Below are 25,710 nucleotides of genomic sequence, written 5' to 3'. Positions count from 1 at the left end.
TCCCGGGAACCTTTGCTCGTGAAAACCCGTCTTGCCGTAGCCCTGCTGATCGCCCTGTCTGCCCCTGCCGTGGCCCTGGCCGCACCGCCCACCGCCACCGCGCCGGCCAGCGTGGCCACTGAGTCGCCCGCCGATGCCGCCTTCCGCGCGCTGTACGAGAAGGAATGGAAGTGGCGCCAGCAAGGCGGCGGCGAGGCCAGCGAGGACGAAGACGCGCCGGCCAATGCCACCCGCATGCCCGACGTCGGCCCGGCCGCGCAGCAGGCACGCCTGGAGGTATGGGACGAGACCCTGGCCGCGCTGAAGAAGATCGACCCGAAGACCCTTTCGCCCGACAACCAGGTCAACTACGCGATCTACCGCGACCAGGTGTTCAACCTGGCCGAAGAAGTGCGCCTGCGCGGCTACGAGATGCCGTTCAACGCCGATTCCTCGTTCTGGTCCAACCTGTCCTTCATGGCCCGGCGCGAAATGAAGACCGTGCAGGACTACCAGAACTACATCGCGCGCCTGAATGATGTGCCGCGCTACTTCGACCAGCAGACCGGGAACATGCGTGCCGGCCTGAAGCGCGGCTTCAGCGTGCCGCGTGCGGTGCTCGATGGCCGCGAGGTGTCCATCGCCACCGTCGCCGAACTGAAGGACCCGACCGAATCGCCGTTGTATGCGCCGTTCAAGAAGCTGCCCAACACCGTCCCGGCTGCCGAGCAGGCCAAGTTGCAGGCACAGGCCCGCGCGGCGATCAGCGGCAAGGTGGTGCCGGCGTTCCAGCAACTGCGCACCTTCTTCGTCAACGAATACGTGCCACAGGCACGTACTACCCTGGCCGCCGAAGCGATGCCTGACGGCAAGGCGTACTACAAGCAGCAGATCCACGAATACACCACGCTGGACCTGTCGCCGGACGAGATCCACCGCATCGGCCTGGAGGAAGTGGCACGCATCCAGAAGGAAATGAACGACATCATCAAGCAGGTGAAGTTCAAGGGCAGCTTTGCCGAGTTCCTGACCTTCCTGCGTACCGACCCGCAGTTTTATGCCAAGACGCCGGAAGAACTGCTGTCGCGTGCCGCATGGATCTCCAAGCGCGCCGATGGCCAGCTCGGCAAGTACATGACATTGCCGCGCGCGCGCTTCACCATCGTGCCGGTGCCGCCAGACATCGCGCCGTTCTGGACCGCCGGCCGTGGTGGCATGGGCACCTATTGGCTCAACACCTACAACCTGCCGTCGCGCCCGCTGTACAACCTGCCGGCGTTGACCCTGCACGAATCCGACCCTGGCCATGCACTGCAGGGTGCCATCGCTGCCGAGCAGAAGAACCTGCCGGAGTTCCGCCGCAATGCCTACATCTCCGCCTATGGCGAAGGTTGGGCGCTGTACTGCGAGAAGCTGGGCGTGGAAATGGGCATCTATGAAACCCCGTACGAGGATTTCGGTCGCCTGACCTACGAGATGTGGCGCGCCACGCGCCTGGTGATCGACACTGGCGTGCACAGCAAGGGCTGGAGCCGCGAGCAGGCGCTGGCCTACCTGCGTGACCACACGGCGCTGAGTGAGCACGAAGTGACCACCGAAGTGGATCGCTACATTTCCTGGCCGGGGCAGGCGTTGAGCTACAAGCTCGGCGAGATCGCCATCGTGCGCCTGCGTGCGCAGGCCGAGAAGGAGCTGGGCGACAAGTTCGACATCAAGGGCTTCCACGACACGCTGCTGAAGCAGGGTTCGGTGCCGTTGCCGGTGCTGGAGCAGCAGATCCAGGCGTACATTGCCGAGCGCAAGAAGGCCTGACCGTTCCAAGGTAGTGCCGGCCGCTGGCCGGCAACCTGCACGCACCGCAATCGTTCGACATTGCCGGCCAGCGGCCGGCACTACCGGGGATCGGAAAACAGGGTCGGATCGCAGGATCCGACCCCGTCATGTTTCACCCCACCGCCCTTGGCTTGGCCACCCGCGCAGCGAAGGTTGGCAGCACCAGCAGGGTCAGCACCGTGGCGGTGATCAAGCCACCGATCACCACCGTTGCCAGCGGCTTCTGCACTTCCGCACCGGAACCACTGGCGATCGCCATCGGAATGAAGCCGACGATGGCCACCAGTGCGGTGGTCAGCACCGCGCGGATACGGCTGGATGCACCGTTGATCGCGGCCATCATCGGCACGTCACCGGCGTCCAGGCGCTCGCGGATCGCCTGCATCAGCACCAGGCCGTTGAGCGTGGCCACGCCGGACACGGCGATGAAGCCCACCGCGGCCGACACCGAGAACGGCATGCCGCGCAGCAGCAGGGCGAGGATGCCGCCGACCAGCGCCAGCGGTACGCAGCTGAACACCAGCACCGCTTCCTTGCCGCTGCGCAGGGCCATGAACAGCAGGCTGCCGATCAGCAGGAATACCACTGGCACCACCGTGGCCAGGCGCTTTTCCGCGCGCTGCAGGTTCTCGAACTGGCCACCCCAGGTCAGGTACGCACCGGGCGGCAGCGCCACGTCGGCCACGGCGGCCTGTGCTTGGCCAACGAATCCGCCGAGGTCGCGGCCGCGCACGTTGGCCTGCACCACCACCCGGCGGCTGCCGTTGTTGCGGCTGATCTGGTTCGGCCCTTCGCTGACGCTGATGCGTGCCACCGAGGACAGCGGAATCACCACGCCGGCCGGCGTGGCGATCGGCAGCGAGGCCAGCTGATCCGGGTCGTTGCGTGCGCTGTCATCCAGACGCACCACCACATCGAATCGACGGTCGCCCTCGAAGATCTTGCCGGCTGCCGTGCCGCCGATGCCGGTGGACAGCGCATCGCTGACGTCGGCGGCGGTCAGCCCGTACTGCGCTGCCGCTACATGGTCGATCTTGACGTTGAGCGTGGGCAGGCCGGAAATCTGCTCCACCCGCACATCCGCCGCGCCCTCCACCGCGCGCAGCTTCAGCGCCACCTGGTCGGCCACCTTCTGCAGCTGGCTGAAGTCATCGCCGAAGATCATCACCGCCAGATCGGTGCGTACGCCGGAAATCAGCTCGTTGAAGCGCAGCTCGATAGGCTGGCTGAACTCGAAGCTGTTGCCCAGCTGCTGGCCGGCCAGTTCTTCGAAGCGGGCCACCAGCGCCTCCTTGCCCAGCTTCGGATCGGGCCAGTCCGCACGTGGCTTGAGCACGATCACGCTGTCGGAAATGTTGGTCGGCATCGGGTCGATTGCCGCTTCGGCGGTACCGGTACGCGAAAACACCGTTTCCACTTCCGGTTGCTGGGCGATGGCCTTCTCCAGTGCCAGCTGCATCGCCAGCGACTGCTCCAGCGAAGTGGATGGCACGCGCAGTGCCTGCATCGCCACGTTGCCTTCATCCAGGGTAGGCATGAACTCGCGGCCGAGCAGGCCGAACGAACCAATGCCGACCAGCAGCATCAGCGCTGCGCCGGCGATCACTGCGCGCGGCCGCGCGACGGCCTGGCGGATGATCGGTTCGATGCGCCCACGCAGCACGCGGATCAGCTTCGTTTCGTGCTCGCCATCATCACTGTGTGCCTCGCCTTCCTTCGGCTTCGGCTCGCGCACCATCAGCGCGGCCATCGCCGGCACGAAGGTGAAGGAGAAGATGAAGGCACCCACCAGGGCCAGCATGAACGTGGCGGCCATCGGGTGAAACGTCTTGCCCTCCACACCTTCCAGGGTGAGGATCGGTGCGAACACCAGCAGGATGATCAGCTGGCCGAACGCTGCCGGGCGTGCCATCTTTCGCGCCGAATCGGCCGCTACACGCAGGCGTTCCATCGCGGTCAACGCGCGGCCCAGTTCGGCACGACGCTGGCCCAGCATCAGCAGCGTCGACTCGATCACGATCACCGCGCCGTCCACCAGGATGCCGAAGTCCAGCGCACCCAGGCTCATCAGGTTGCCACTGATGCCGAAGCGGTTCATGCCGATCACCGCGAACAGGAACGACAGCGGGATCACCAGTGCGGTGATCGTCGCCGCGCGCAGGTTGCCGAGCAGCAGGAACAGCACCACCACCACCAGCAGCGCGCCCTCGGTGAGGTTCTTGGCCACGGTCTTGATGGTGGAATTGACCAGCACGCTGCGGTCCAGCACCGGCGCGGCCACGATGTCGGCCGGCAGCGAGGCATTCACCTGCTGCAGCCGTGTGGCGGCCGCCTGGGCCACGGTGCGGCTGTTGCCGCCGGCGATCATCAGCGCGGTACCGAGCACGGCTTCATGGCCGTTGCGGCTGGCCGCCCCCAGGCGCGGTGCGCGGCTTAGGCCGACATCGGCCACATCGGCCACCCGCACCACCACGCCGTTGCGGGTGGCTACCGGCGCCTGTGCCAGATCGTCGGTGGTCAGTGCCAGACCGTCGGCACGCACCACCAGGCCTTCGCCGGCGCGCTGCACGAAGCCGGCACCGGCCTGCACGTTGGAGCGCTGCAGGGCCGTCACCAGATCGGCCAGGCCCAGGCCATGCGCGGCCAACCGCGCGCTGTCCGGATGCACGCCGTATTCCTTCACGTAGCCACCGACGGTGTCCACGCCCGCCAGCCCGGGGCTGGAGCGCATCTGTGGCGCGATGATCCAGTCCTGCACGGTGCGCAGGTAGGTGGCGCGTTCTTCCGGCGTGCGCAGCAGGTTGCCTTCCGGCGTGCGGTAGACCTCGCCGGCCTGCCAGCCTGCTTCGCCCGGCTTGGCCAGCTTCGCAGGGTCGAACGCGGTGAAGTCCACCGTCCACATCAATACCTCGCCGAGGCCGGTGGTGACCGGCGACAGCATTGGCGAGGCACCCTCGGGCAGCGCTTCGGCGGCCTCGCGCATGCGTTCGGCCACCTGCTGGCGGGCGAAGTAGATGTCGGTGGCATCGGTGAAGATCGCGGTGACCTGCGAGAAACCATTGCGCGACAGCGAACGGGTGGTGGTCAGGCCGGGGATGCCGGCCAGCGCGGTTTCCAGCGGATAGGTCACCTGCCGCTCGATCTGCTCGGGCGTCAGTGCCGGTGCCACGGTGTTGATCTGCACCTGGCGGTTGGTGATGTCCGGTACCGCATCGATCGGCAGCTTGCCGAGCTGGAACAGGCCCACGGCGGCAACGAGTGCAGCCAGGGCCACGACCAGCCAGCGGTGGCGTACCGCGGTTTCAATGATGAGCTTGAACATGGAAGGTCCTCAGTGCCCGTGCTCGGCTTCGCCCTTGGCCAGTTCGGCCTTGAGCAGGAACGCATTGGCGCCGACGATGCGTTCGTCGCCGTTCAAGCCGCCGAGAATCTCGATGCGGTCACCGGCACGTCGGCCGGCCAGTACCGGCTGCACCTTGAAGCCGCCCTGGACGGCGACGAATACCGCGCTGCTGCCGCCGACGTTCTGTACCGCATCAGCCGGCACGCTCAACGCGCCGTCCTTGCCGTCGGTGACCACCACCGCCGACACCGGCGAACCGGCCGGCGGCAATGCGGCATCCACCGGCATGGCACGGATCACCGCCACGCCACCCTGCTGGCGCACATCGGCGGCCGAACCGGTGACGGTGGCACTGAAGCTGCCGCCCGGCACGGTCACTTCCAGCGTCATGCCCGGCGTGACCTGCGCGGCCAGCGCCGGTGGCGCGGTGAACACCAGCTCGTTCATCGACGGATCGGCGACGTCGGCCACCGGGCTGCCGGCCGCCACCACGCCGCCGGGCGTGACCTGCACGTTGCCGACGATGCCGGCCACCGGGCTGGTGATGCGCACGCGGCCGCTGCTGTCGGGCGAACCGTTGGCGGCGGCCTGTGCCTGCGCGGCAGCGGCCTGCGCCTGCGCCGCCAGCGATCGCGCACGCGACGTTTCCAGATCCTGGCGGGCGACCACGCCCTGTTCGACCAGTGCCTTGTCGCGGCCGTGGGCCAAGCGCGCCGCCTCGGCCTCCGCGGCGGCGGCAACCGCATTGGCGCGGAACACTGCCGCCTCGCCACTGACCACGATCGCCAGCGTCTGGTTCTGCTTCACTGCCGTGCCCGGTGCGACCAGCACGCGCTCCACGCGACCGGTCACGGTGGAAGCGACCGAGGCACGTGCACCGATCGACGGTTCCACCCGGCCCGACAGCCGCGTCGAACCACCCCCGCCGCGGCCGACGGCCACCACGTCGATGCCGGATGCCTTGATCTGCTCTGGCGTCAGCTGCACCACGCCTTCATCGGCATCTGCCGCGTTGCCGGTTTCGGCCTTGGCATCGGTGCTGTCGGCGGCGTGGCCATGGCCATCGTCGGCCGTTGCCTTGCCGGCGGGCTCCGAGACTGCCGGGGCCTCTGCGTTGCCGGAACAACCGGCCAGCAATGCAGTCAGCAACAAGCCGCCAACCAGCGGGAAAGTACGGGACAGGTTCATCGGGCCTCCACAAAGGGTGCGCGCCCTTCGAGGCGGGCGAGATCGATTTCCGCGCCGACGCGCGACAGGCGCGCATCCACGGCGGTGCCGCGGGCGGCGATGAGGGCACTGCGTGTGCTGCGCAATTCCAGCTGCGAGATGCGCCCGGCGTCGAAGCCGATGCGCGCCAGTCGATAGGCTTCCTCGGCGGCGACCACGCTTTCGTCGGCCGCGCGGGTGCGGCTGCCGGCGGCCTTCAGGCCAGCCACTGCCGACAAGCGTTCGGCTTCGCTGTCGCGCCGCTGCTGGTCCAACCGCGCCTCGGCCGCGCGCTGTTCGGCACTGGCGGCGCGGATGCCACCACGATTGCGGTCGAACAACGGGATCGAGAGACTGACGCCGAGCGTGTAGGCCTGTTCGCGGTCCTCGCGGAAACGCGTCTGCGCGGCGGTAACGCTGAGGTCGGGCAGGGCACGCTTGCGCTCGACGTCGACCAGACGACCGGCCGCATCAACTTCGGCTTCGGCCACACGCACGGCCAGAGCCACATCGGTGGCGCCACGCGGTGCTGGCGGTGCGCGATCGAGCAGACTGTTGTCGATGGTCTGCACCGGTGCATCCAGCAGGGCCGCACCGGCCAGGCGGGCCAGCGCGGCGTCGCGGAAGGCCTGCGCCTCATCCAGCGCGGCGCTGGCATTGGCCACTTCACTCTGTGCCTGCACGGCACGCAACTGCGGCTCGCGGCCATGCTTGACCATCGCGGTGACCGCCGCCGCATCGTCGCGGGTGAGGCTCAGCGCTTCTTCGGCCAGCGTGTAGCGACGCAGGGCGCTTTCCGCCTGTGCGTAGATCGCCGCCAACTGGCTGGCGACATCGCTGCGGCTCTGCGAACCACGCAGGGCAGCGGCCTGTGCCTCGGCGCGGGCGGCGCGGACGCGCGCGCCGCGCTGGCCCCAGACCTCCAGAGGCTGGGACAGGGTAAGCACGGTGTCGGCCCTGCCCATGCCGCCGTAGGAGCCTGTACCCCAGGCGTTTTCGGCGGACCAGGAAAGGGATGGATTGGGCAGCGCCCTCGCCTGGTCGGCGCGGGCGTCGGCCGCCTCGGCCAATGCCGCGCCGACGCGGGCGCCGGGCAGCTGGTCCAGGCGTTCAAGCAGGGTGTCGTACGAAGGTGCGGCTTGTGCGGCGACCTGTGCGGCGGGGATCAGGCCCAGCAGCACGGCGACGACCAGCCCGGCCGCGCGCGGCGACCGACGTGTCAGGATCGACATAGGGGGATTCCGGTTGTGAGTGAAACGGGAGCCCGCGATTGCGGGACGCGCTCAACTCACGCCCGGGGGGGACGTGCCAGTTCGTCCTGGGCGACCGCATAGGTCGCCGCGTCGCCTGCATTCGTCCAGCGCGCCGGTTGCGGCGTGCCAAAGGCGGCGAAGGTGCTCGCCGGCAGGCTCAGGTTGGAGTGGTGGCAGTGGTTGTGGCTGCAGGCAGCGGCGTGCTTGCCGTCGTTGTCAGTGTCACCGTCGGCATCTTCGGCACCGGCTTCCACATGCACCACCGTGCTGTCGTGCGGTTCCACCGCACACGCCAGAACATCGGCCACCGGCACGACCACGAATGCCGCCATCAGCAGCATCAGCAGGTACGAACGAAGGTGGCGGGCGATCCGGCGCATGGAGGGGAGGCTAGCAAGCGGTTTTCGGTGGATACAATATCAATGGCCACCTCGGGAATTTGTCGGCGTGTTCCGTTCAGGCGAGTGTCCGGGGGTAGTGCCGGCCGCTGGCCGGCAATCCCTATGAACCCTGCTGGCGCAATGCGCTGCCGGCCAGCGGCCGGCACTACCGGTCTGCGGGCAGCTTGGCGATCACCTTGATCTCGAACTGGAAGCCATACAGCCAGGTCACGCCGATGCCGGTCAGGGTCGGGTGCGGCGCTTGGCCCCAGTACTCGGGCACGATCGCCCAGGCCTTTTCGAAGTTGGTTTCCGGGTCGACCAGGAACACGGTGACGTCGATCACGTCATCGAACGTGCAGCCGGCCGCGGCCAGCACCGCGTTGAGATTGTCGAAGGCGCGGCGGACCTGGGTCTCGAAGTCCGGTTCGGGCGAGCCATCCTCGCGGCTGCCGACCTGGCCGGAAACGAACAGGAAGCCATTGGATCGGATCGCCGGCGAATAGCGGTTGCGCTCGTACAGCGCCTGCCGGCCGGCGGGAAAGACAACATCACGGTGGGACATGGGACGGATTCCAGACGGGAGCGGACCATCCTCCCCGCTGTCGCTGTCTGGATAAACCGTGATGATCGGTCTAGATTGATTGCATATTCCAAACAATCACAGCCACGGCCATGGACCGTTTCGAAGCGATGCGCGCGTTCGCCCGGGTGGTGGAGACCGGCAGCTTCACCCGCGCCGCGCACACGCTGCAGCTCAGCCGCACCACGGTCACCCAGCTGGTGCAGCAGCTGGAGGCGCATCTACAGCTGCGCCTGCTCAACCGCACCACGCGCCGGGTCAGTGTCACAGCCGATGGCGCGGCTTACTACCCGCGCATCGTGCGCCTGCTGGCCGAGCTGGAAGAGGTCGAGGGTGGTCTGGGTGATGCCGCCGCACAGCCACGTGGGCGCCTGCGCATCGACGTTCCCGGCCCGTTCGCGCGGCTGTTGCTGGTGCCGGCGCTGCCCGGCTTCCAGGCGCGCTATCCGGAGATCCAGCTGGACATCGGCGTGAGTGACCGCGAGGTCGATGTCATCGCCGACAACGTCGATTGCGTGATCCGCGGTGGCACCCCGGCCGACCCGGCGCTGGTGGCGCGGCCGTTGGCGAGCCTGCCGATCGGCTTCCATGCCAGCCCTGGCTATGTGCAGCAATTCGGTGTGCCGGAACACCCGCGCGCGCTCGAAGGGCCAGACCACTGCACGGTAGGTTTTCTAAGCCCGCGCAGCGGCCGCGCACGCGTGTTCACCGCGCAGCGTGGCGCCGAGCGCATCGAGGTGCAGGGGCGCTATTCAATCGGTTTCGATGATGGCAATGCCTATCTGGCGGCGGGTCTGGCCGGCCTCGGCGTGGTCGCGTTGCCCAGCTACATGGCCGAACCGCATGTGGCGCGCGGCGAGCTGCTGCCGGTGCTGCACGACTGGCAGTTGCCGCCGATGCCGATGCACGTGATGTTCCCGCCGAACCGGCACATGAGCCAGCGGCTGCGGGTGTTCATTGATTGGGTGGTGGAGACGTTGGGCTGAGCCACCGCTCGAGTGCGGCCACGCCGCATGCCACTCCATCCTCGTTCGCCATTGCAGCGCCCAGCGCGGCCGCCCGTGCGCGTGTATCCGCATGCTCGGCGAACGCCAGTGCATCGGCCAACACCTGCGGCTGCAACCGCTTGGGTGACAGTGGCGCCGGTGCCACGCCCAGGTGCTGCAGGCGATCGGCCCAGAAGAACTGGTCGGCGGCGAACGGCATCACCATCGACGGTATGCCGGCGCGGCAGGCCGAATGCGTGGTGCCGCCGCCGCCGTGGTGGATCGCCAGTGCGCAGCGCGGCAGCAACGCTTCATGCGGGGTCGGGCCGATCACCCGTACCGAGTCGGGCAGCGTTATGTCGGGCACGCCGACCCAACCGGGAAACAGCAGCACGCGGCGTGGCGCCAGCGCCGACAACAGCGCCGGCAGCACACGTTCGCGCTCGAAGCCGGTCATGCTGCCGAAGCCCAGATAGACCGGCGGCGGTCCTGCATCGAGGAAAGCCTGCAGTTCGCACGACGGTTGCCACGGCGCAGCAGGGGCCGACCATTGGCCGCACACGAGGTGGTCGGCCGGCCAGTCCGAAGGCGGTGACAACAGCTGCGGCGAGATGCCGTACAGCATTGGCAAGCCGGTCCAGAGCGAGCGTCGAGGCGGCTGCCCGGCGTGCTGGCGGGCCGTGTTGATCGGGCCGCGGAACTGTCGCCAGATCAGGCCGTTGACCAGGCCATAACTGGCCCGGTTCAACCAGCCCGGCGAGCGTCCGGGCGGCAGGAAGGGCGAGCGGAACGCGCGCGTCGGCGTCAGCGGAATCATGCCGGCGCCGATCACCGGAATGCCGTGGCGTTCGCCCACGCTCATGCCGACGAACGCAGCCAGGCCACCATTCAGGATCGCATCGTAGCCGTCGGCTGCAGCATCGGCCTGGCGCATCCAACCGGCGACGTGTTGCAGCGCCATCCGTGCCAGCCCGGTGCTGGCGGCGGCCACGCCATTGCCGCGTGAGACCAGCGCCACCACTTCGTCGTGGATGTCGCCTTCCAGCGCGGCGTGCGGAACGCCCAAGGCCTTCGCGCTGTCGAGGGTGCCGCCGTCGGCCAGCAGCATGACCTCGTGACCGGCCGCGATCAGCCCATGGCAGAGCATGGCCAGCGGGCGCGTATCGCCTTCGGTGCCGTAGGTGAGGGCCAGCAGTCGCATTGGAGCCTCCGCAGTGAATCACCAGTATGCCGACATCGCTGTGTTCGTCCGCGCTCCTGCCGACGCACCGCGTGGGACAATCCCGCCTCATCTGCCCCCGCCGCACGGGGCGCGCGCAACAGGATCCAGCACCGCATGACCGCACTGCCATCCCTACCTTCCCTTGTCTGCCGCATGCCGGCCGCTGCATACCGGCGTGCGCCGTGAGCCGCGTCGTTGCACTGGACACCGAAACCACCGGTATCTCGCATCGTCTGGGCCACCGGGTGATTGAAATCGGGGCGGTGGAACTGGTCGATGGACAACTCAGCGGCCGCCAGTTCCACACCTACCTGCAGCCGCAGCGGAAGGTGGACTGGGGCGCGCAGCGCGTGCACGGCATCAGCGATGCCATGCTGGTGGGCAAGCCATTGTTCGCCAGCAAGGCCGCCGAGCTGCTGGAGTTCCTGCGTGGCAGCGAGATGGTCGCGCACAACGCCACCTTCGACGTCGGCTTCCTCGACAACGAGTTGCGCCTGGCCGGCATCGCCGAAGGGCTGGCCCAGCACTGCCGCGTGACCTGCAGCCTGAAGCTGGCCCGCAGCCGTTGGCCGGGCATGCCCAACAAGCTCGACGATGTACTGCAGCGCCTGCGTATTCCCGGCACCCGCGGCCTGCATGGCGCACTGAAGGATGCGCACCTGCTGGCCCAGGTGGTGCCGCACCTGCGCTGAGGGCAGGCATCGCCATCGCATTCAGGCATGGCCTGTGGGTAAGTTGCGCAAGGTCTTGATTGCGTGCATAATGCGCGGCTCGCTGTGTCCGGTTTTCTATCGGGCGGCGCCCCCGGGAGCACGTCCCCGGCCGCCCAACGCCAGCGTAACCCTTTGATTCTCTTGACGTGTGGTGGGCAACCATCGAGGCCGCCGTCCCCCGGGCTACGGGGAGACACAACTTACTATCGAGGTGCGCAATGTCCCGCGTATGCCAGGTTTCCGGCAAGCGAGTGCAGACGGGTAACAACGTCTCGCACGCCAACAACAAGACCCGTCGTCGTTTCCTGCCCAACCTGCACGAGCGCCGCTTCTGGGTCGCCAGTGAGAACCGCTGGGTGAAGCTTCGTGTTTCCGCGCATGCACTGCGCACCATCGACAAGAACGGTATCGATTCCGTTCTGGCTGAGCTGCGTGCGCGCGGCGAAAAGGTCTGAGGAGTAGACGATCATGGCAGGCAAGCGCGATAAGGTCCGTATGATTTCGACCGCCGGTACCGGTCACTTCTACACGACCGACAAGAACAAGAAGAACACCCCGGGGAAGATGGAATTCTCCAAGTACGATCCGGTCGTGCGCAAGCACGTCCCGTACAAGGAAGGCAAGATCAAGTAATCCGCAAGGATTGCGGGTCGCTTCCGAAAAAACCCGCCCTCGTGGCGGGTTTTTTTGTGCCTCCCCCGCCCCCGGTAGGTGTCGACCTTGGTCGACACGTTCCGACCCCGTGGGTGCCGCCCGTTGGTCGGCACGCTGTTCCCAGCGCTGCTCGACTCTGCACATCCCGCTGGGCAGAATGGCCCCACACCTCCCAACGGGCGACGCGATGCTGTTCGAGTGGCTGCTGGGCTCGTACCTGCTGTTGATCGACTGGCTGATCCGGCTGGTGGCGCTGTGCTGGATCCCCACCCGCACTACGCCGGGCGCGGCGCGCAGCTGGCTGCTGCTGGTCGGCTTCGTGCCGCTGCTGGGCCTGCCGCTCTATCTGCTGTTCGGGCATCCGTGGCTGTCGCGCGAGCGCATCCGCCGGCAGGCCGAGGCCTCGCAGGTCATCCGTGAAGAACAGGCGCTGCAGCGCCGCCTGCGCTGGACGCCCAAGCCCGATTCGGCCAGCGCCGAAGTGGTGCCGCTGGTGCAGCGCCAAGGCGATTTCATGCCGGTGCACGGCAACGCGATCGACCTGCTGACCGACTATGACGAATCACTGCACACCCTGATCGCTGACATCGACCAGGCCCAGGACCGGGTGCACCTGCTGTACTACCTGATGTTCGATGACACGGTGGGCGAGGCCATCGTCGAAGCCCTGCAGCGTGCCGCAGCGCGCGGCGTGCAGTGCCGCGTGCTGCTGGATGCGGTCGGCGCCAAGCGGGGCCTGCGCGCATACAGCAAGCGGCTGCGGTCACGTGACATTGAAGTGCGCGCGATGCTGCCCGGCGGCCTGCGCTGGCGCCGCAGCGGACGCATGGACCTGCGCAACCATCGCAAGATCGCGGTGATCGACAACGAAGTGGGCTATGTCGGTTCGCAGAACCTGGCGCGCCCTGAATTCGTTGCCGGCCACCCCAACCGCGAGCTGGTGGCGCGCGTGCGCGGGCCTGCGGTGGCGCACCTTGAAGCGGTGTTCGCCAGCGACTGGTACATCGAAACCGGGCAGCGCCTGGAGGTCATCGCCGACGTGCCGGTGTGCAGCGAGGACATCGCCACCCAGCTGCTGCCCAGTGGCCCGGCCTACCCGTACAGCAACGCGCGCGATGCGGTGGCCGCGCTGATCCATCTTGCCCGGCGCCGGCTGGTGATGGTCACGCCCTACTTCGTGCCCGACGAAGCAACGCTGAGTGCACTGCGCATCGCCGCGCTGTCCGGCGTGCAGGTGCAGCTGATCCTGTCGGCCAGCAACAACCAGCGGCTGACCTCGTGGGCGCAGGAGGCCTACTACGATGAGCTGCTGCGCTGCGGGGTGCAGATCGCGCTGTACGAGCCGCAGTTCCTGCATGCCAAGCACATGAGCGTGGATGAGGACATCGCCGTGCTCGGGTCGATCAACATGGATATCCGCTCGTTCGCGCTGAATGCCGAAATCGGCCTGATCTGCTACGACCGGCAACTGGTCACGCAGTTGTGTGCCATCGAGGACGACTACCTGCGCCAGTCGCGCCTGCTGGACCTGGAGCAGTGGCGCAAGCGTCCCGCGTGGCTGCGCAGCCGCGAGGGCATCGCGCGCCTGGCCGATGCCTTGATGTAGGCCAGCGCCAGCCGGGCAGGGCCGATGGCCTACAATCGGCGCATGACTGATTCACCGCGTAGTGGCGAACTGGACCTGGCGATCATCGGTGGTGGTGCGGCCGGGGTGCTGGTGGCGATCCAGGTGTTGCGCCAGGCCCGAGCGCCGCTGGCGCTGGCCATCTTCGAGCCGGCCTCGCAGCTGGCACAGGGCATTGCCTATGCCACGCCGTGGCCGGAGCACCTGCTGAACGTGCCGGCGGCGAAGATGAGCGCCTTTGCCGACCAGCCCGGCGACTTCCTCGATTTCCTGCAGGACGCCAACGCCTACCCGGGCGAGGCACGCGAGGTGCTGGGCGAACGCTATGTGTGTCGCCACTACTTCGCTGCCTACCTGCAGCAGCGCCTGCGCGAGGCCGAAGCGGCCAGCGCGGCGCGATTGCAGGTCATCGCCCAACCGGTGCTGGCGATGCAGCCGGATGACCACGGTTACCAGCTGCAGCTGGGCGATGGCCAAACGCTGCATGCAGCGCAGGTGGTGATCGCCACCGGCAACAGCATGCGGCCGCTGCCGGTGGGCGGCGCCGATGCGCTGCCCGCCGATGACGTGGTCGAAGCCTGGGATTATGACGGTGTGCGCACGCTGGCCAGTGACCATGCCCTGGCCATCGTCGGCTCCGGGCTGAGCATGGCCGACACCGTGCTGGCGTTGGTGGCCGGCGGCCATAGCGGGCCCCTGCACGTGATCTCGCGCCACGGGCTGCTGCCGTTGCCGCACGCCCACGGCGGTCTGCCGGCGTTCGACCCGCAGGAGCTGCTGACGATGACCCTGCGCCGGCGTCTGCGTGCACTGCGCCAGCACGCGCGGCAGGCACAGGCCGACGGCATTCCCTGGCAAGGCGTGATGGATCGCATCCGCCCGCATGGGCAAGCGCTCTGGTGCAGCCTGGACGCCGCCGATCAGCGCCGCTTCCTGCGCCACGTGGTGCGCTACTGGGACGTGCACCGCCATCGCATTGCTGAACCGGTGGCCGAGCAGTTGCAGGCGCTGCAGGCCAGCGGCCAGCTGCGCGTTCACCGCGCCCGCCTGCAACGCGTGTGGCGCGAGGGCGACACCCTGCGGCTGTCGGGCCGCGAGGCGGGCGGCGGCAACGTGCAGTGGACGATCGCTGCGGTGGTCAATGCCACCGGTGTGGAAACCCGTGCCTCTGCACTGCGCAATCCCTTGCTGCAGCAGCTGCAGGCCGATGGGCTGGCCCGCCCCGGCCCGCATGGGCTGGGCCTGGACAGCAGCGTGCCGGGCGACCGGTTGTGTGCAGCGGGTGGCCAGCCACAGGCGCGCCTGGGGGTACTCGGCAGCCTGCGCATCGGCAGCCTGTGGGAAAGCCTGGCGGTGCCTGAACTGCGTCAGCAGGCGCAGGCACTGGCCACGCAGGTGGTCGCAGGAGCTGCGACGTCGATGCCGTAAAATGGAGGCATGGATGTCTCCCACTTGCTTGATGGCCTGAACCCGGCCCAGCGCGAAGCCGTCTCCGCTCCCCTCGGTCACCACCTGGTGCTGGCCGGTGCCGGGTCGGGCAAGACGCGCGTACTCACCCACCGCATTGCCTGGCTGCATGAAGTCGAAGGCGTGCCGACCCACGGCATCTTCGCGGTGACCTTCACCAACAAGGCCGCCGGCGAGATGCGCCATCGCATCGACGCGCAGCTGCCGCATGGCAGCCGCGGCATGTGGATCGGCACCTTCCACGGCCTGGCCAACCGCCTGCTGCGCCTGCACTGGCAGGACGCCAAGCTGCCTGAAAGCTTCCAGGTGATGGATTCGGACGACCAGCTGCGGCTGGTCAAGCGCGTGGTGCAGGCGCTGGAGCTGGATGACGGCAAGTACCCGCCCAAGCAGATTGCCTGGTGGATCAACGCGCAGAAGGATGAGGGCCGCCGCCCGCAGCACATCCAGCCCGAACCGAACGATGCGTGGCTGGAAACGATGCGCCAGGCCTACGCCGAGTACCAGGCGCGGTGTGACCGTGCCGGCCTGGTCGATTTCGCCGAGTTGCTGCTGCGCGCGCACGAACTGCTGCGCGACAATCCGCCGTTGCTGTCGCACTACCGCGCGCGGTTCCGCGAGATCCTGGTGGACGAATTCCAGGATACCAACGCCATCCAGTACGCCTTCGTGCGGGTACTGGCCGGGCACGAGGGCCACGTGTTCGTGGTCGGTGATGATGACCAGGCCATCTACGGCTGGCGCGGTGCCAAGGTCGAGAACGTGCAGGGCTTCCTGCGCGATTTCCCGGGCGCGCAGACCATCCGTCTGGAGCAGAACTACCGTTCCACCGCCAACATCCTCAGCGCCGCCAACGCAGTGATCGCGCACAATCCGGACCGCATCGGCAAGCAGCTGTGGACCGACAGTGGTGACGGCGAGCCGATCGATCTGTACGCGGCGTACAACGAGATGGACGAGGCGCGCTACATCGTCGAGCGCGCACGGCAGTGGGTGCGCGACGGCGGCAGCTACACCGAAGTGGCCGTGCTCTACCGCAGCAACGCGCAGTCGCGCGCGCTGGAAGAAGCGCTGCTGAGCGAACAGGTGCCGTACCGCGTGTATGGCGGCATGCGCTTCTTCGAGCGCGCCGAAGTGAAGGATGCGCTGGCCTACCTGCGCCTGCTGTCCAACCGCAACGACGACGCTGCATTCGAGCGCGCGGTGAACACGCCCACGCGTGGCATCGGTGACCGCACGCTGGACGAAGTGCGCCGCGAAGCCCGCGCCCAGGGCATCTCGTTGTGGGAAGCCACCATGCTGGTGACCCAAGGCAGCGCACTGGCGGCGCGTGCGCGCAATGCGCTGGCCGGCTTCCTGGTGCTGGTCAACGAACTGCAGGCGCAGACCCTGCAGATGACCCTTGCCGAGCGCGTGGACCATGTACTGGTGCGCTCGCAGCTGCGCGAGCACTGGAGCAAGGAAAGCCGCAACGCGCTGGATTCGGAATCGCGCACCGACAACCTCGACGAACTGGTGTCGGTGGCCTCGCGCTTCGTGCGCCGTGCCGACGACATCGAGGAAGTGGGCGAGGACATGGACGAGCTGGTCGCGTTCCTGGCCTACGCGGCGCTGGAGGCCGGTGAGGGCCAGGCGCAGGCCGGCGAGGAAGGCGTGCAGCTGATGACGCTGCACTCGGCCAAGGGCCTGGAATTCCCGCTGGTGTTCCTGGCCGGCGTGGAAGAGGGGTTGTTCCCCAGTGCACGGTCGCTGGAGGAAAGCGGGCGGCTGGAAGAAGAGCGTCGGCTGGCCTACGTCGGCATCACCCGCGCGCGGCAGAAGCTGGTGCTCAGCTACGCCGAATCGCGGCGCATCCACGGCCAGGACAACTACAGCCTTCCTTCGCGTTTCCTGCGCGAGATCCCGCGCGAGCTGCTGCACGAAGTGCGGCCGAAGGTGCAGGTCTCGCGGCCGGCGTCGATGGGCGCAAGCCGGGTGATGGGACATGCCGCCATCGAAGCGCCGCCGATCAAGCTGGGTGCGCTGGTCAACCATCCCAAGTTCGGCGAAGGCATGGTGACCGACTACGAAGGCAGCGGTGCCCACGCACGCGTGCAGATCGAGTTCGCCGACGCCGGCAGCAAGTGGCTGGTGATGGCGTATGCCAACCTGACGGTGATCTGATCACCGCCGGGGTCGGATCCCTCCCGTAGGGAGGGCCCTGACCCCGACGCGATGGAAAGCAGCCGAGCACGGGCTCGGCTCTACAAAGGCGAGTGCTGATGACCCGCAACGTGCTCTTCCTCTGCAGCCAGAACCGTCTGCGCAGCCCGACGGCCGAGCAGGTGTTCGCCGATTGGCCGAGCGTCGAAACCGCCTCGGCCGGGTTGCTCGCCGACGCTGAGGAAGTGCTCAGCCCCGAGCTGCTGCAATGGGCCGATCTGGTGTTCGTGATGGAGCGGGCGCACCGCAACCGGCTTTCCAGCCGCTACAAGGCATGGTTGAACGGCAAGCGGGTGATCTGCCTGGATATTCCCGATGACTACGAGTACATGGATCCGGTGCTGGTGGAACTGCTCAAGCGCAAAGTGATCCCGTTCCTGCGCTGACCCGGGCGGCGATCAGTCCTGCGCCTGCGGTTGCGCGGCCGTGTCCTGTTCGGACATGGACTGCTGCAGGCTGCTGCTGAAGCTCTTCACCGCGCGTTCCAGGGCGATCTCCCAGTTCTCCCGCGAGGCTACCTGGAAGATGTTTGCGCCATGGCCGGTAGTCGTGAAGGTGCGCGTCTGGCCATCCTTGCGTGCCGTCACCTGTACCGCGATGTCTGCAAGCATCTGCTGGGTGTACGTCGCGGCGCGCCAAACATTCACCGGAGCACTTACCGAAAAATCGTTCAGCGTGGCGTCCAGATGCGTACACGATGCCTCGCACTTGTCGGCAGTCCTGTAACCCATGTTGCGCAGCGCTTGGATCATGATCTCGCGTGCCTTGTCCGGGGCTGTGGACGTTTCGAGCTCCACCAGCACGCCATTGCCGGCACGGATGACACCACCGATGTTCTTCGCACGCGCGGCCGATTGCACCTGCGGGAAGTACTGGGGGCGGTTGTCACGCACCGGGGCCACCACCACCACCGGGCCCTGCTCCGGGTTCACCCGGATGTCCGGCACGTTCACGCGCACCACTTCGGTGCGGATGCCACAGCCGGTGAGCAACAGCAGCAGTGCCAGCGTAATGATCGACTTCATGTATTCCCCCTGTTGGAATGGTGTCCTTGCGCCGCGCATTATCGCTTGCACATCGCCTGAAAGGACGACGCGCCGACGCCGCAAAGCAGCCGGGCATGGCACGGCTCTACAATGGCGTCCACATCTCCCAGGAACGCCCTCATGACCGAACCCACGCTGCATGTCACCGTGAAGTTGAACGCCAGGCTGCAGCCCGAGCATCGCCATGAGCTGTTCGAGGATCCGCTGGACGCGCTGTTGCAGGCGGCCGATCTGGGCGGGATCACCGGAGGCGGTACTGCGATGTCCGACGAGGGCGAAGTCGAGTACGGCGATATCGAAGTGGCACTGGTCGATGCCGCGGGCGTGCCCAAGCTGGTCGACCTGCTGGAGCAGCTGGGGGCACCGAAGGGTTCGCAGGTGCAGGGCGCAGGCGAGGCCGACCGCAGCTTCGGCGTGACCGAAGGCCTGGGCATCTATCTGGATGGCCTGACCCTGCCAGACGAGGTGTACGAGCAGTGCGATTCGAACCACGTGTTCGAACAGCTGTCCGAGCGCATCGATGGCCTGGGCGAGATCTGCAGCTGGTGGCAGGGCCCGAGCGAGACCGCGCTGTACATGTACGGCCAGTCGTTCGAGGCGATGCGTGATGCGATCGCTGAATTCGTCGGCAGCTACCCGCTGTGCCAGAACGCACGCGTGGTGCAGATCGCCTGAAGCTGCGGTTTCGGGTGGAGCGGGCCGGCTGCTCCAGGTGCCGGGATAGCGGCGGCTGCCGGCCAGCGGCCGGCACTACCGGAGCGGGGTCAGCGTGCTGGCTGGGCGGCCGCAGCCTGCTGAGCGTTGTCGGCCTTGGCCAGTGATTTGCCGAACTCGTAGCCACCCACGAGCAGGACGAAGGCAGCGACACAGGCCAGCACGATGATCAGGCCGGTTTTGGAAGTCGAGCGGGGGCGGTCCTGCATGGGAAATCTCCGTTCAGGTAGGGGGTCGCAGCCGGAGCATGCGCCGTGACCGGTGCACGCGCAAGCCGGGCCGTCGCGCTACCGGGCCGGCCCCCGCACCTGCTCCCAGTCCAGCCCGAACTTCGCCAGGTACTTGCGCAGGCGGTCGGCGTCGTTGGTGCTGGCGCGCTGGGTGCGCGAGACCGCAAACAGCTCGCGCCCGGCGGCGGACAGCGACTTCGAGCGTGCACAGACCCGCACCACTTCTTCCAGCTGCACGCGGTCGAAACGGTCCAGCGCGTCCACGGCCTCGCCCAGCAGGGCATCCAGCGGAGACGGCGCATCGCCGCCGCGCCACTGTGCCCGCAGGCGCGCGATCTCGTCTTCCACACCCTCGATCTGGATGCGCCCGGCGCTGGCCAACGTGGCCAGGCGCATGATCGACGCGCCCAGGTCGCGGAAGTTGCCACGCCACGCCGCTTCCGGGCTGGTGGCGAATGCGAGATAGCGCGTGCGCGCCTCGGTGTTGAAGCGCACCCGCGCATGCTGGTCCAGCGACCAGCGCTCCAGCTCGAACTCGATGTTCGGCTCGATGTCTTCCATGCGCTGCGCCAGCCCGGGCAGGTGGTACGTCCACAGGTTGAGGCGCGCCAGCAGGTCTTCGCGGAAGCGGCCTTCCAGCACCGACTGCTGCAGATCGCGGTTGGTGCCGGCGATCAGCTGGAAATCGCTCTCCACTTCGCGGTCACTGCCGACCGGCAGGAAGCGCTTCTCTTCCAGCGCCCGCAGCAGCATCGCCTGTTCGTCCTGGCCGAGTTCGCCGATCTCGTCCAGGAACAGAAGCCCTTGGTGCGCTGAGCGCAGCAGGCCGGCACGGTCGCTGGAAGCGCCGGTATAGGCGCCTTTGGTGTGACCGAACAGGGTGCTCATCGCACCGTCGCCGCGCAGCGTGGCGCAGTTCACTTCGACGAAGCGACCGGGCAGCTGGTGCTTGAGCTTCTTCAGCTCGAACACGCGCTTGGCCAGCTGGCTCTTGCCGGCGCCGGTCGGTCCCATCAGCAGCATCGGCGCGCGCGAGCGGGTCGCCACCGTTTCGATCTGCTCGATCATCCGGTTGAAGGCGGCGTTGCGGGTGGCGATGCCGCCCTTCAGCAGGTCGCGATCCAGCAGCTGCTGCTGGGCGAAGCGCTGGGCGATGTGGTCGTAGCGCGACAGATCCAGGTCGATGATCGCGTACGTGCCGGCGGCACCGTCCTGCTTGCGCGGTGGCGAGGTCTGCAGCAGCCGTCCGGGGAAATGACGGCTCTCGGTCAACAGGAACCAGCAGATCTGCGCCACGTGCGTGCCGGTGGTGATGTGGACGTAGTAGTCCTCCTCCTCCGGCTGGAACGGGTAGCGCGCGAGAAAGTCGTGCAGGGAGGCGTAGACCCCCTCGAATTCCCATGGATCGGCCAGGTAGGTGTCGTGACGCTGCACGCTGATGCCCGGCGCGGCCTGCGCCAGGTCCTCGCAGACCACGCGCGCCAGCTTGCTGTAGCGGCGCTCATCCAGCAGCAGCTCGATGCGGTCAGGCAGGAAATCCTCATGCATGCCCAGCGAAACGGTCGGGCGCCACTTCTGCCAGCGGCCCGGACCCTCGCCTGCGTCGAGCTGGGTGCCCAGCATGCCGAATACCACCTGCCGACGCGCCATATCCATTCCTATAAAAGATGCGCGGGAAATATATATCTTTTCGCCAATGCCCGCTGGGTAGGATGGCCTTCTTCTATTGAAATCACTTAAAAATCAATAGCATGCGATGGTTTCGCAAAAGTTGGCACGGCCATTGCTCTATATCCGGCAAGACACGACGCGGGCTGTTCCCGCCGAGGACATCAGCATGGCCAACCTTTCGCTCTTCTCCTGGATGCGCACGCCGCAGCCGCCGCAGGCAGACACCGTCAATGAAGCCGGTGGCCTGGCCTACCGCCGCGACCCGCGTGCGGCGCTGGCGCTGTATGCGGCCACCGGGTGCCTGAACAACACCTTCTACAGCGACGCCGAGGCACAGCTGCAGCAGGTGCTGGCGCTGACCGCGCAGGTCGAGCCGCGCTTCATCGCCCGCACGGCCCTGTACGCCCGCCAGGTTGCGCACATGAAGGACATGCCGGCACTGCTGCTGGCGGTGCTGAGCCTGCGCGATCCGGAGGCGTTCGCCCTGGCGTTCCCGCGGGTGATCGACAACGGTCGCCAGCTGCGCACCTTCGTGCAGATCATGCGCAGTGGCCAGGTGGGGCGTCGTTCGCTGGGCTCGCTGCCCAAGCGCAGGGTGCGTGAGTGGATCCAGCAGGCGTCGCCGGAAACGCTGGTGCGTGCGGCGATCGGCCAGCAGCCGTCGCTGGCCGACCTGATCCGCATGGTGCACCCGAAGCCGGCCAACGCCGAGCGCAAGGCGCTGTATGCATGGATCATCGGTCGTCCGTACGACGAGGCGCAGCTGCCGGCAGTGGTGCAGGCGTACGAGGCGTTCAAGCGTGACCCGCGCGGACTGCCGCCGGACCTGCCGTTCCAGTACTACAGCACGCTGCCGCTGGACGCGGCGCAGTGGTCGGCACTGGCCCGCAATGCATCGTGGCAGTCGATGCGGATGAACCTCAACACGTTCGCCCGCAATGGCGTGTTCGACGATCCGGCGATGGTGCAGGTGATCGCAGAGCGCCTGCGTGATCCGCAGCAGGTGCGTCGTGCCCGCGTACTGCCCTACCAGCTGCTGATGGCCTTTCACGCCGGCGGTGGCTTGCCGGCGCCGATCCTGGAAGCGTTGCAGGACGCGATGGAGATCGCCACGGCGTCGACCCCGGCATTGCCCGGGCGGGTGGTGGTGGCGGTGGACGTGTCCGGTTCCATGCAGTCGCCGGTGACCGGCTATCGCAAGGGTGCCAGTACGGCGGCGCGCTGTGTGGACGTGGCGGCGCTGGTTGCAGCCTGCGTGCTGCGCGGGCAGCCGCAGGCCAAGGTATTGCCGTTCGATACCGAGGTGCGCCACGTGCGTCTGAACCCGCGCGACAGCGTGATGACGTTGGCCCGCCAGTTGGCGATCAACGGCGGTGGTACGTCGGTCAGCGCGCCGCTGCACTACCTCAACCTGCGGCGCGAGCCGGTGGACCTGGTGGTGATGGTGTCGGACAACGAGAGTTGGCGTGACACCCGCCAGGGCGGCCAGACGGCCACGATGCTGCAGTGGGATGCACTCAAGCGTCGTTGCCCACAGGCGCGGCTGGTGTGCATCGACCTGCAGCCGGTGGCCAGCAGCCAGACCGTGCAGCGCGGTGACGTGCTGCACATCGGTGGGTTCAGCGATGCGGTGTTCGACCTGATGGCGCAGTACGCCGCTGCGGCCGAGGACGGCAGCAGCTGGGTCGAGCGCATCCAGGACATGGCGTTGTAAGGCGGCAGGGAGGCCGCACGGACCGCCCGGCTGGCAATGGGGCCAGCCGGGCAGGGCCAGGAATTCGTTTTTGCGGTGAATGCTGGTGGAACTACATTGGTTGTCCCTTCGGGGTCGGGTTCGAGTCCCGCGTTTCCTGCCTGTCGTGAGGAAGCAGACGTTCCACCTCCCTTGTCACCGCACCTTTTCTAACGGCACCGGCAACGGTGCCACCGCTTCAATGCCGGCAGCGCGAATGCCGGAGGAACTACAGCCCCTTAAGCTCCAGGTCGCGGGTTCGACTCCCGCCTGCCGCGGTAACGCGGCGGTAGCTCAGTGGTAGAGCAGGATGTTCCTCCAGATTCTTGTCGTGTTGCCGGCACCTTCGCTTTCGTTGCGCGGGGAATGCAGGTGGAACTACATCGGAAGCCCTTCGGGGTCGGGTTCAAGTCCCGGCCGTCCTCCGCGGCAACGCGGACGACGGAATGTTCCACCCCCTTTGTCACCGCACCTTCCTTGTTTTTGCTTTGGATGAAAGGAAACATCACCATGACCACCCTCAATTACGACGTGATCCAGCAGCCGGGCGCTGCACCGATCAAGCTGTGGACCCGCGGCGTGCCGCTGGAAGACCAGGCGCGCGAGCAGCTGCAGAACATCGCCAAGCTGCCCTTCATCCACAAGTGGATCTCGGTGATGCCCGACGTGCACCTGGGCAAGGGCGCGACCGTGGGTTCGGTAGTGCCGACCATCGGCGCGATCATTCCTGCAGCGGTGGGCGTGGACATCGGCTGCGGCATGATCGCGGTGCGCACCACGCTGGTCGCCAGCGACCTGCCGGACAACCTGTCGGCGGTGCGCAGCGCGATCGAGCGGGCGGTGCCGCACGGCCGCAGCGTCACCCGCGGGGGCCGTGACAAGGGCAGTTGGGACACGCCGCCCGAACTGGCGGTGGAAGGCTGGGCGCAGCTGGTGGATGACTTCGCATTGATCTGCGAGCGTCACCCGCGCCTGAAGAACACCAACAACCTCAAGCACCTGGGAACGCTGGGTACCGGCAACCACTTCGTCGAGGTCTGCCTGGACCAGGAGCAGCGCGTGTGGTTCATGCTGCACTCCGGTTCGCGTGGCGTAGGCAATGCCATCGGCACCTACTTCATCGAGCTGGCCAAGCAGGAAATGCGCCGCTGGATGATCAACCTGCCCGACCAGGACCTGGCCTACCTGCCCGAGGGCAGCCAGCACTACGGCGACTATGTGTTCGCGGTGGACTGGGCGCAGCGTTTCGCACGCATGAACCGCGAGGTGATGATGCGCAACGTGGTGGCTGCGGTGCGCACGGTGATCAGCAAGCCGTTCGAGGCCGAGGCCGAGGCGGTGAACTGCCACCACAACTACGTGAACCGCGAGACCCACTTCGGCAAGGAAGTGATGCTGACCCGCAAGGGTGCGGTGAGTGCGCGCAAGGGCGAACTGGGCATCATTCCGGGCAGCATGGGGGCCAAGAGCTTCATCGTGCGTGGCCTCGGCAACGAGGACAGCTTCCACAGCTGCAGCCACGGTGCCGGCCGTGTGATGAGCCGTACCCAGGCACGCAAGCTGATCACGGTGGATGACCACGCCAAGGCCACCGCGCACGTGGAGTGCCGCAAGGATGCGGAGGTGGTGGATGAATCGCCGGCGGCCTACAAGCCGATCGAGGCAGTGATGGAGGCCCAGCGCGATCTGGTCGAGATCGTGCACACGCTGCGCCAGGTGGTGTGCGTGAAGGGATGAGGCAACCCGTGCGCGGCGTACACTGCGCCGCGCACGGCAGCAAGGCCCGGCATCGAACAACGGGCACGGAGGAACAGACAGATGGACATGATTGAACTGGATGGCGGGCACGGAGGCGGACAGCTGCTGCGCTCGGCACTGACCCTGAGCCTGTGTACCGGCACCGGCTTCACGCTGCACAACATCCGCGCGATCCGGCGCAAGCCGGGGTTGATGCGCCAGCACCTGACCGCGGTAAACGCTGCGGCGCGGGTCGGCAACGCCTGTGTGCACGGTGCAGAACTGGGCGCTACCTCGTTGCGCTTCGAGCCGGGGCGGGTGAGCGCCGGCACCTACCACTTCGCGACCGGCAGCGCCGGCTCGGCAACGCTGGTGCTGCAGACCGTGCTGCCCGCGCTGTGGCGCGCGCAGGGGCCCTCGCAGCTGCGCCTGGAAGGCGGTACCCACAACCCGCTGGCACCCAGCGCGGATTTCATCGCGCAAAGCTATCTGCCGGCGCTGGGCCGGATGGGCGTGCAGGCGTCGATGCAGCTGCTACAGCACGGCTTCCATCCAGCCGGTGGCGGCGTGATGGAGGTGCAGGTGCAGCCGTGCGCGGCGTTGCAGCCGCCGTCGTTGGAGGTGCGTGCACCGTTGCAGGCGATCGAGGCACAGGTGCTGATGTCCGGCCTGTCCAGCGGCATCGGCCTGCGCGAACTGCAGGTACTGGCCGAGACGCTGGGCGTGGACCCGCACCCGCGCAACGTGCAGTCGATACGGCCGGCGCTGGGACCGGGCAACGTCGCCCTGGTGCGCGTGCGTCATGGTGATCACGTGGAGGTGTTCAGCGGCCACGGCGAGCGCAGTGTCTCCGCCGAGCAGGTCGGGGCGCGCCTGGCCGGGCAGGTCAAGCAATACCTGGACGGGACCGGTGCTGTTGGCGAGTACCTGTCCGACCAGTTGCTGCTGCCGATGGCGCTGGCAGGCGGCGGCGCGTTCACCACCCACGTGCTGAGCGATCACCTGGTCAGCAATGCGCGGTTGATCGAGAAGTTCCTGCCGGTGGAATTCGATTGGCAGCCGCACGACGGTGGCTGGCGGGTGACGGTGCAGGCCTGAGTGCCCGCCGGGCGTGGCCCGGCGCTACCGGAGCATT

At 67.4% G+C, this 25,710-nt stretch carries 22 protein-coding genes; 13 read left to right on the top strand and 9 right to left on the bottom strand.

From position 1 onward, the window contains the following. Positions 1 to 18: 18 nt before the first annotated feature. On the top strand, positions 19 to 1,791 hold the full coding sequence (locus tag AC07UW_RS11415) for a DUF885 domain-containing protein (RefSeq protein ID WP_495212081.1): 1,773 nt from the start codon (positions 19 to 21) through the stop codon (positions 1,789 to 1,791). Between the two features lie 133 nt (positions 1,792 to 1,924). Here the strand turns inward: AC07UW_RS11415 and AC07UW_RS11410 are convergent, their stop codons facing one another. From AC07UW_RS11410 to AC07UW_RS11390, 5 genes are all read right to left on the bottom strand, one after another. Further along, positions 1,925 to 5,134 (bottom strand): efflux RND transporter permease subunit, encoded by a 3,210-nt coding sequence (locus AC07UW_RS11410; protein ID WP_428703757.1) that lies wholly within the window; start codon positions 5,132 to 5,134, stop codon positions 1,925 to 1,927. Positions 5,135 to 5,143: 9 nt separating this feature from the next. Continuing rightward, positions 5,144 to 6,343 carry an efflux RND transporter periplasmic adaptor subunit gene (locus AC07UW_RS11405; protein WP_495212080.1) on the bottom strand — a complete coding sequence of 400 codons (1,200 nt, stop codon included), beginning with the start codon at positions 6,341 to 6,343 and terminating at the stop codon, positions 5,144 to 5,146. Further along, positions 6,340 to 7,593, bottom strand: a complete 1,254-nt coding sequence (locus tag AC07UW_RS11400; protein ID WP_059065635.1) for a TolC family protein — start codon at positions 7,591 to 7,593, stop codon at positions 6,340 to 6,342. Before AC07UW_RS11400 ends, AC07UW_RS11405 begins: the two co-directional genes overlap by 4 nt. 56 nt (positions 7,594 to 7,649) lie before the next feature. After that, entirely contained in the window at positions 7,650 to 7,994 is a 345-nt protein-coding gene (locus AC07UW_RS11395; protein ID WP_394196962.1) for a hypothetical protein, read from the bottom strand. A 166-nt stretch (positions 7,995 to 8,160) separates the two neighbouring features. Further along, positions 8,161 to 8,559: a RidA family protein gene (locus AC07UW_RS11390; protein WP_059065633.1), complete on the bottom strand. Its 399-nt coding sequence runs from the start codon at positions 8,557 to 8,559 to the stop codon at positions 8,161 to 8,163. A 110-nt stretch (positions 8,560 to 8,669) separates the two neighbouring features. Here AC07UW_RS11390 and AC07UW_RS11385 point away from each other — a divergent pair, with 110 nt between their 5' ends. Continuing rightward, positions 8,670 to 9,563, top strand: coding sequence for a LysR family transcriptional regulator (locus AC07UW_RS11385; RefSeq protein WP_313250333.1), 894 nt, complete (start codon positions 8,670 to 8,672; stop codon positions 9,561 to 9,563). On the opposite strand, the gene AC07UW_RS11380 is transcribed toward AC07UW_RS11385, so the two are convergent. Continuing rightward, complete coding sequence (locus tag AC07UW_RS11380) at positions 9,532 to 10,764, bottom strand: nucleotide disphospho-sugar-binding domain-containing protein (RefSeq protein ID WP_495212079.1); 1,233 nt, start codon at positions 10,762 to 10,764, stop codon at positions 9,532 to 9,534. The two genes, AC07UW_RS11385 and AC07UW_RS11380, sit on opposite strands and share 32 nt — an antisense overlap. Positions 10,765 to 10,967: 203 nt before the next feature. Here AC07UW_RS11380 and dnaQ point away from each other — a divergent pair, with 203 nt between their 5' ends. The 7 genes from dnaQ to AC07UW_RS11345 all read left to right on the top strand — a co-directional run bounded on the left by dnaQ (position 10,968) and on the right by AC07UW_RS11345 (position 17,831). Next, complete coding sequence (gene dnaQ / locus AC07UW_RS11375) at positions 10,968 to 11,477, top strand: DNA polymerase III subunit epsilon (protein ID WP_100437082.1); 510 nt, start codon at positions 10,968 to 10,970, stop codon at positions 11,475 to 11,477. 239 nt (positions 11,478 to 11,716) lie between these two features. Continuing rightward, positions 11,717 to 11,953 carry a 50S ribosomal protein L28 gene (gene rpmB / locus AC07UW_RS11370; RefSeq protein ID WP_005411638.1) on the top strand — a complete coding sequence of 79 codons (237 nt, stop codon included), beginning with the start codon at positions 11,717 to 11,719 and terminating at the stop codon, positions 11,951 to 11,953. A 10-nt stretch (positions 11,954 to 11,963) separates the two neighbouring features. Beyond that, complete coding sequence (rpmG, locus tag AC07UW_RS11365; RefSeq protein ID WP_170272460.1) at positions 11,964 to 12,131, top strand: 50S ribosomal protein L33; 168 nt, start codon at positions 11,964 to 11,966, stop codon at positions 12,129 to 12,131. Between the two features lie 208 nt (positions 12,132 to 12,339). Beyond that, the gene (gene cls / locus AC07UW_RS11360) at positions 12,340 to 13,758 is read left to right on the top strand and encodes a cardiolipin synthase (RefSeq protein ID WP_032976786.1); all 1,419 of its coding nucleotides are present in this window, start codon (positions 12,340 to 12,342) and stop codon (positions 13,756 to 13,758) included. A 24-nt stretch (positions 13,759 to 13,782) separates the two neighbouring features. Beyond that, a complete protein-coding gene (locus AC07UW_RS11355) occupies positions 13,783 to 15,204 on the top strand; it encodes an FAD/NAD(P)-binding protein (protein ID WP_495212078.1) in 1,422 nt (473 codons plus the stop codon). A 9-nt stretch (positions 15,205 to 15,213) separates the two neighbouring features. Next, the gene (uvrD, locus tag AC07UW_RS11350; RefSeq protein ID WP_495212077.1) at positions 15,214 to 17,406 is read left to right on the top strand and encodes a DNA helicase II; all 2,193 of its coding nucleotides are present in this window, start codon (positions 15,214 to 15,216) and stop codon (positions 17,404 to 17,406) included. Between the two features lie 98 nt (positions 17,407 to 17,504). Continuing rightward, positions 17,505 to 17,831, top strand: a complete 327-nt coding sequence (locus AC07UW_RS11345) for a low molecular weight protein tyrosine phosphatase family protein (RefSeq protein WP_495212076.1) — start codon at positions 17,505 to 17,507, stop codon at positions 17,829 to 17,831. Positions 17,832 to 17,843: 12 nt separating this feature from the next. Here AC07UW_RS11345 and AC07UW_RS11340 read toward each other — a convergent pair whose 3' ends face one another. Then, complete coding sequence (locus tag AC07UW_RS11340) at positions 17,844 to 18,470, bottom strand: hypothetical protein (protein WP_080149560.1); 627 nt, start codon at positions 18,468 to 18,470, stop codon at positions 17,844 to 17,846. Between the two features lie 141 nt (positions 18,471 to 18,611). Here AC07UW_RS11340 and AC07UW_RS11335 point away from each other — a divergent pair, with 141 nt between their 5' ends. Next, entirely contained in the window at positions 18,612 to 19,166 is a 555-nt protein-coding gene (locus AC07UW_RS11335) for a hypothetical protein (protein WP_099844155.1), read from the top strand. 89 nt (positions 19,167 to 19,255) lie between these two features. Here AC07UW_RS11335 and AC07UW_RS11330 read toward each other — a convergent pair whose 3' ends face one another. Together AC07UW_RS11330 and rtcR are read right to left on the bottom strand one after the other, a co-directional pair. Further along, the gene (locus AC07UW_RS11330) at positions 19,256 to 19,414 is read right to left on the bottom strand and encodes a hypothetical protein (protein WP_495212075.1); all 159 of its coding nucleotides are present in this window, start codon (positions 19,412 to 19,414) and stop codon (positions 19,256 to 19,258) included. Positions 19,415 to 19,492: 78 nt separating this feature from the next. Continuing rightward, on the bottom strand, positions 19,493 to 21,085 hold the full coding sequence (rtcR, locus tag AC07UW_RS11325) for an RNA repair transcriptional activator RtcR (protein WP_025878051.1): 1,593 nt from the start codon (positions 21,083 to 21,085) through the stop codon (positions 19,493 to 19,495). Positions 21,086 to 21,272: 187 nt separating this feature from the next. On the opposite strand from rtcR, the gene AC07UW_RS11320 reads away from it, so the two are divergent. From AC07UW_RS11320 to rtcA, 3 genes are all read left to right on the top strand, one after another. After that, positions 21,273 to 22,820, top strand: coding sequence for an RNA-binding protein (locus AC07UW_RS11320; RefSeq protein ID WP_495212074.1), 1,548 nt, complete (start codon positions 21,273 to 21,275; stop codon positions 22,818 to 22,820). A gap of 528 nt (positions 22,821 to 23,348) precedes the next feature. Continuing rightward, positions 23,349 to 24,575 carry an RtcB family protein gene (locus AC07UW_RS11315; RefSeq protein WP_134833270.1) on the top strand — a complete coding sequence of 409 codons (1,227 nt, stop codon included), beginning with the start codon at positions 23,349 to 23,351 and terminating at the stop codon, positions 24,573 to 24,575. 81 nt (positions 24,576 to 24,656) lie between these two features. After that, on the top strand, positions 24,657 to 25,673 hold the full coding sequence (gene rtcA / locus AC07UW_RS11310) for an RNA 3'-terminal phosphate cyclase (protein WP_025878045.1): 1,017 nt from the start codon (positions 24,657 to 24,659) through the stop codon (positions 25,671 to 25,673). Positions 25,674 to 25,710 lie beyond the last annotated feature (37 nt).

This window comes from Stenotrophomonas sp. GW821-FHT02D01 (genome assembly GCF_059421765.1).
Note: the sequence above shows the minus strand (reverse complement) of the source record. Positions and strands in the feature narration are given on the sequence as shown.

What these genes read in the sequence shown, in the direction of transcription:
- rtcA (WP_025878045.1), top strand. Translation starts at nt 24,657, where the DNA reads ATGGACATGATTGAACTGGATGGCGGGCACGGAGGCGGACAGCTGCTG.
- rtcR (WP_025878051.1), bottom strand. Translation starts at nt 21,085, where the DNA reads ATGGCGCGTCGGCAGGTGGTATTCGGCATGCTGGGCACCCAGCTCGAC.
- AC07UW_RS11315 (WP_134833270.1), top strand. Translation starts at nt 23,349, where the DNA reads ATGACCACCCTCAATTACGACGTGATCCAGCAGCCGGGCGCTGCACCG.
- AC07UW_RS11385 (WP_313250333.1), top strand. Translation starts at nt 8,670, where the DNA reads ATGGACCGTTTCGAAGCGATGCGCGCGTTCGCCCGGGTGGTGGAGACC.
- AC07UW_RS11340 (WP_080149560.1), bottom strand. Translation starts at nt 18,470, where the DNA reads ATGAAGTCGATCATTACGCTGGCACTGCTGCTGTTGCTCACCGGCTGT.
- AC07UW_RS11380 (WP_495212079.1), bottom strand. Translation starts at nt 10,764, where the DNA reads ATGCGACTGCTGGCCCTCACCTACGGCACCGAAGGCGATACGCGCCCG.
- AC07UW_RS11405 (WP_495212080.1), bottom strand. Translation starts at nt 6,343, where the DNA reads ATGAACCTGTCCCGTACTTTCCCGCTGGTTGGCGGCTTGTTGCTGACT.
- cls (WP_032976786.1), top strand. Translation starts at nt 12,340, where the DNA reads ATGCTGTTCGAGTGGCTGCTGGGCTCGTACCTGCTGTTGATCGACTGG.
- AC07UW_RS11345 (WP_495212076.1), top strand. Translation starts at nt 17,505, where the DNA reads ATGACCCGCAACGTGCTCTTCCTCTGCAGCCAGAACCGTCTGCGCAGC.
- AC07UW_RS11390 (WP_059065633.1), bottom strand. Translation starts at nt 8,559, where the DNA reads ATGTCCCACCGTGATGTTGTCTTTCCCGCCGGCCGGCAGGCGCTGTAC.
- AC07UW_RS11400 (WP_059065635.1), bottom strand. Translation starts at nt 7,593, where the DNA reads ATGTCGATCCTGACACGTCGGTCGCCGCGCGCGGCCGGGCTGGTCGTC.
- uvrD (WP_495212077.1), top strand. Translation starts at nt 15,214, where the DNA reads ATGGATGTCTCCCACTTGCTTGATGGCCTGAACCCGGCCCAGCGCGAA.
- AC07UW_RS11330 (WP_495212075.1), bottom strand. Translation starts at nt 19,414, where the DNA reads ATGCAGGACCGCCCCCGCTCGACTTCCAAAACCGGCCTGATCATCGTG.
- AC07UW_RS11395 (WP_394196962.1), bottom strand. Translation starts at nt 7,994, where the DNA reads ATGCGCCGGATCGCCCGCCACCTTCGTTCGTACCTGCTGATGCTGCTG.
- AC07UW_RS11335 (WP_099844155.1), top strand. Translation starts at nt 18,612, where the DNA reads ATGACCGAACCCACGCTGCATGTCACCGTGAAGTTGAACGCCAGGCTG.
- AC07UW_RS11320 (WP_495212074.1), top strand. Translation starts at nt 21,273, where the DNA reads ATGGCCAACCTTTCGCTCTTCTCCTGGATGCGCACGCCGCAGCCGCCG.
- rpmB (WP_005411638.1), top strand. Translation starts at nt 11,717, where the DNA reads ATGTCCCGCGTATGCCAGGTTTCCGGCAAGCGAGTGCAGACGGGTAAC.
- AC07UW_RS11410 (WP_428703757.1), bottom strand. Translation starts at nt 5,134, where the DNA reads ATGTTCAAGCTCATCATTGAAACCGCGGTACGCCACCGCTGGCTGGTC.
- AC07UW_RS11355 (WP_495212078.1), top strand. Translation starts at nt 13,783, where the DNA reads ATGGCCTACAATCGGCGCATGACTGATTCACCGCGTAGTGGCGAACTG.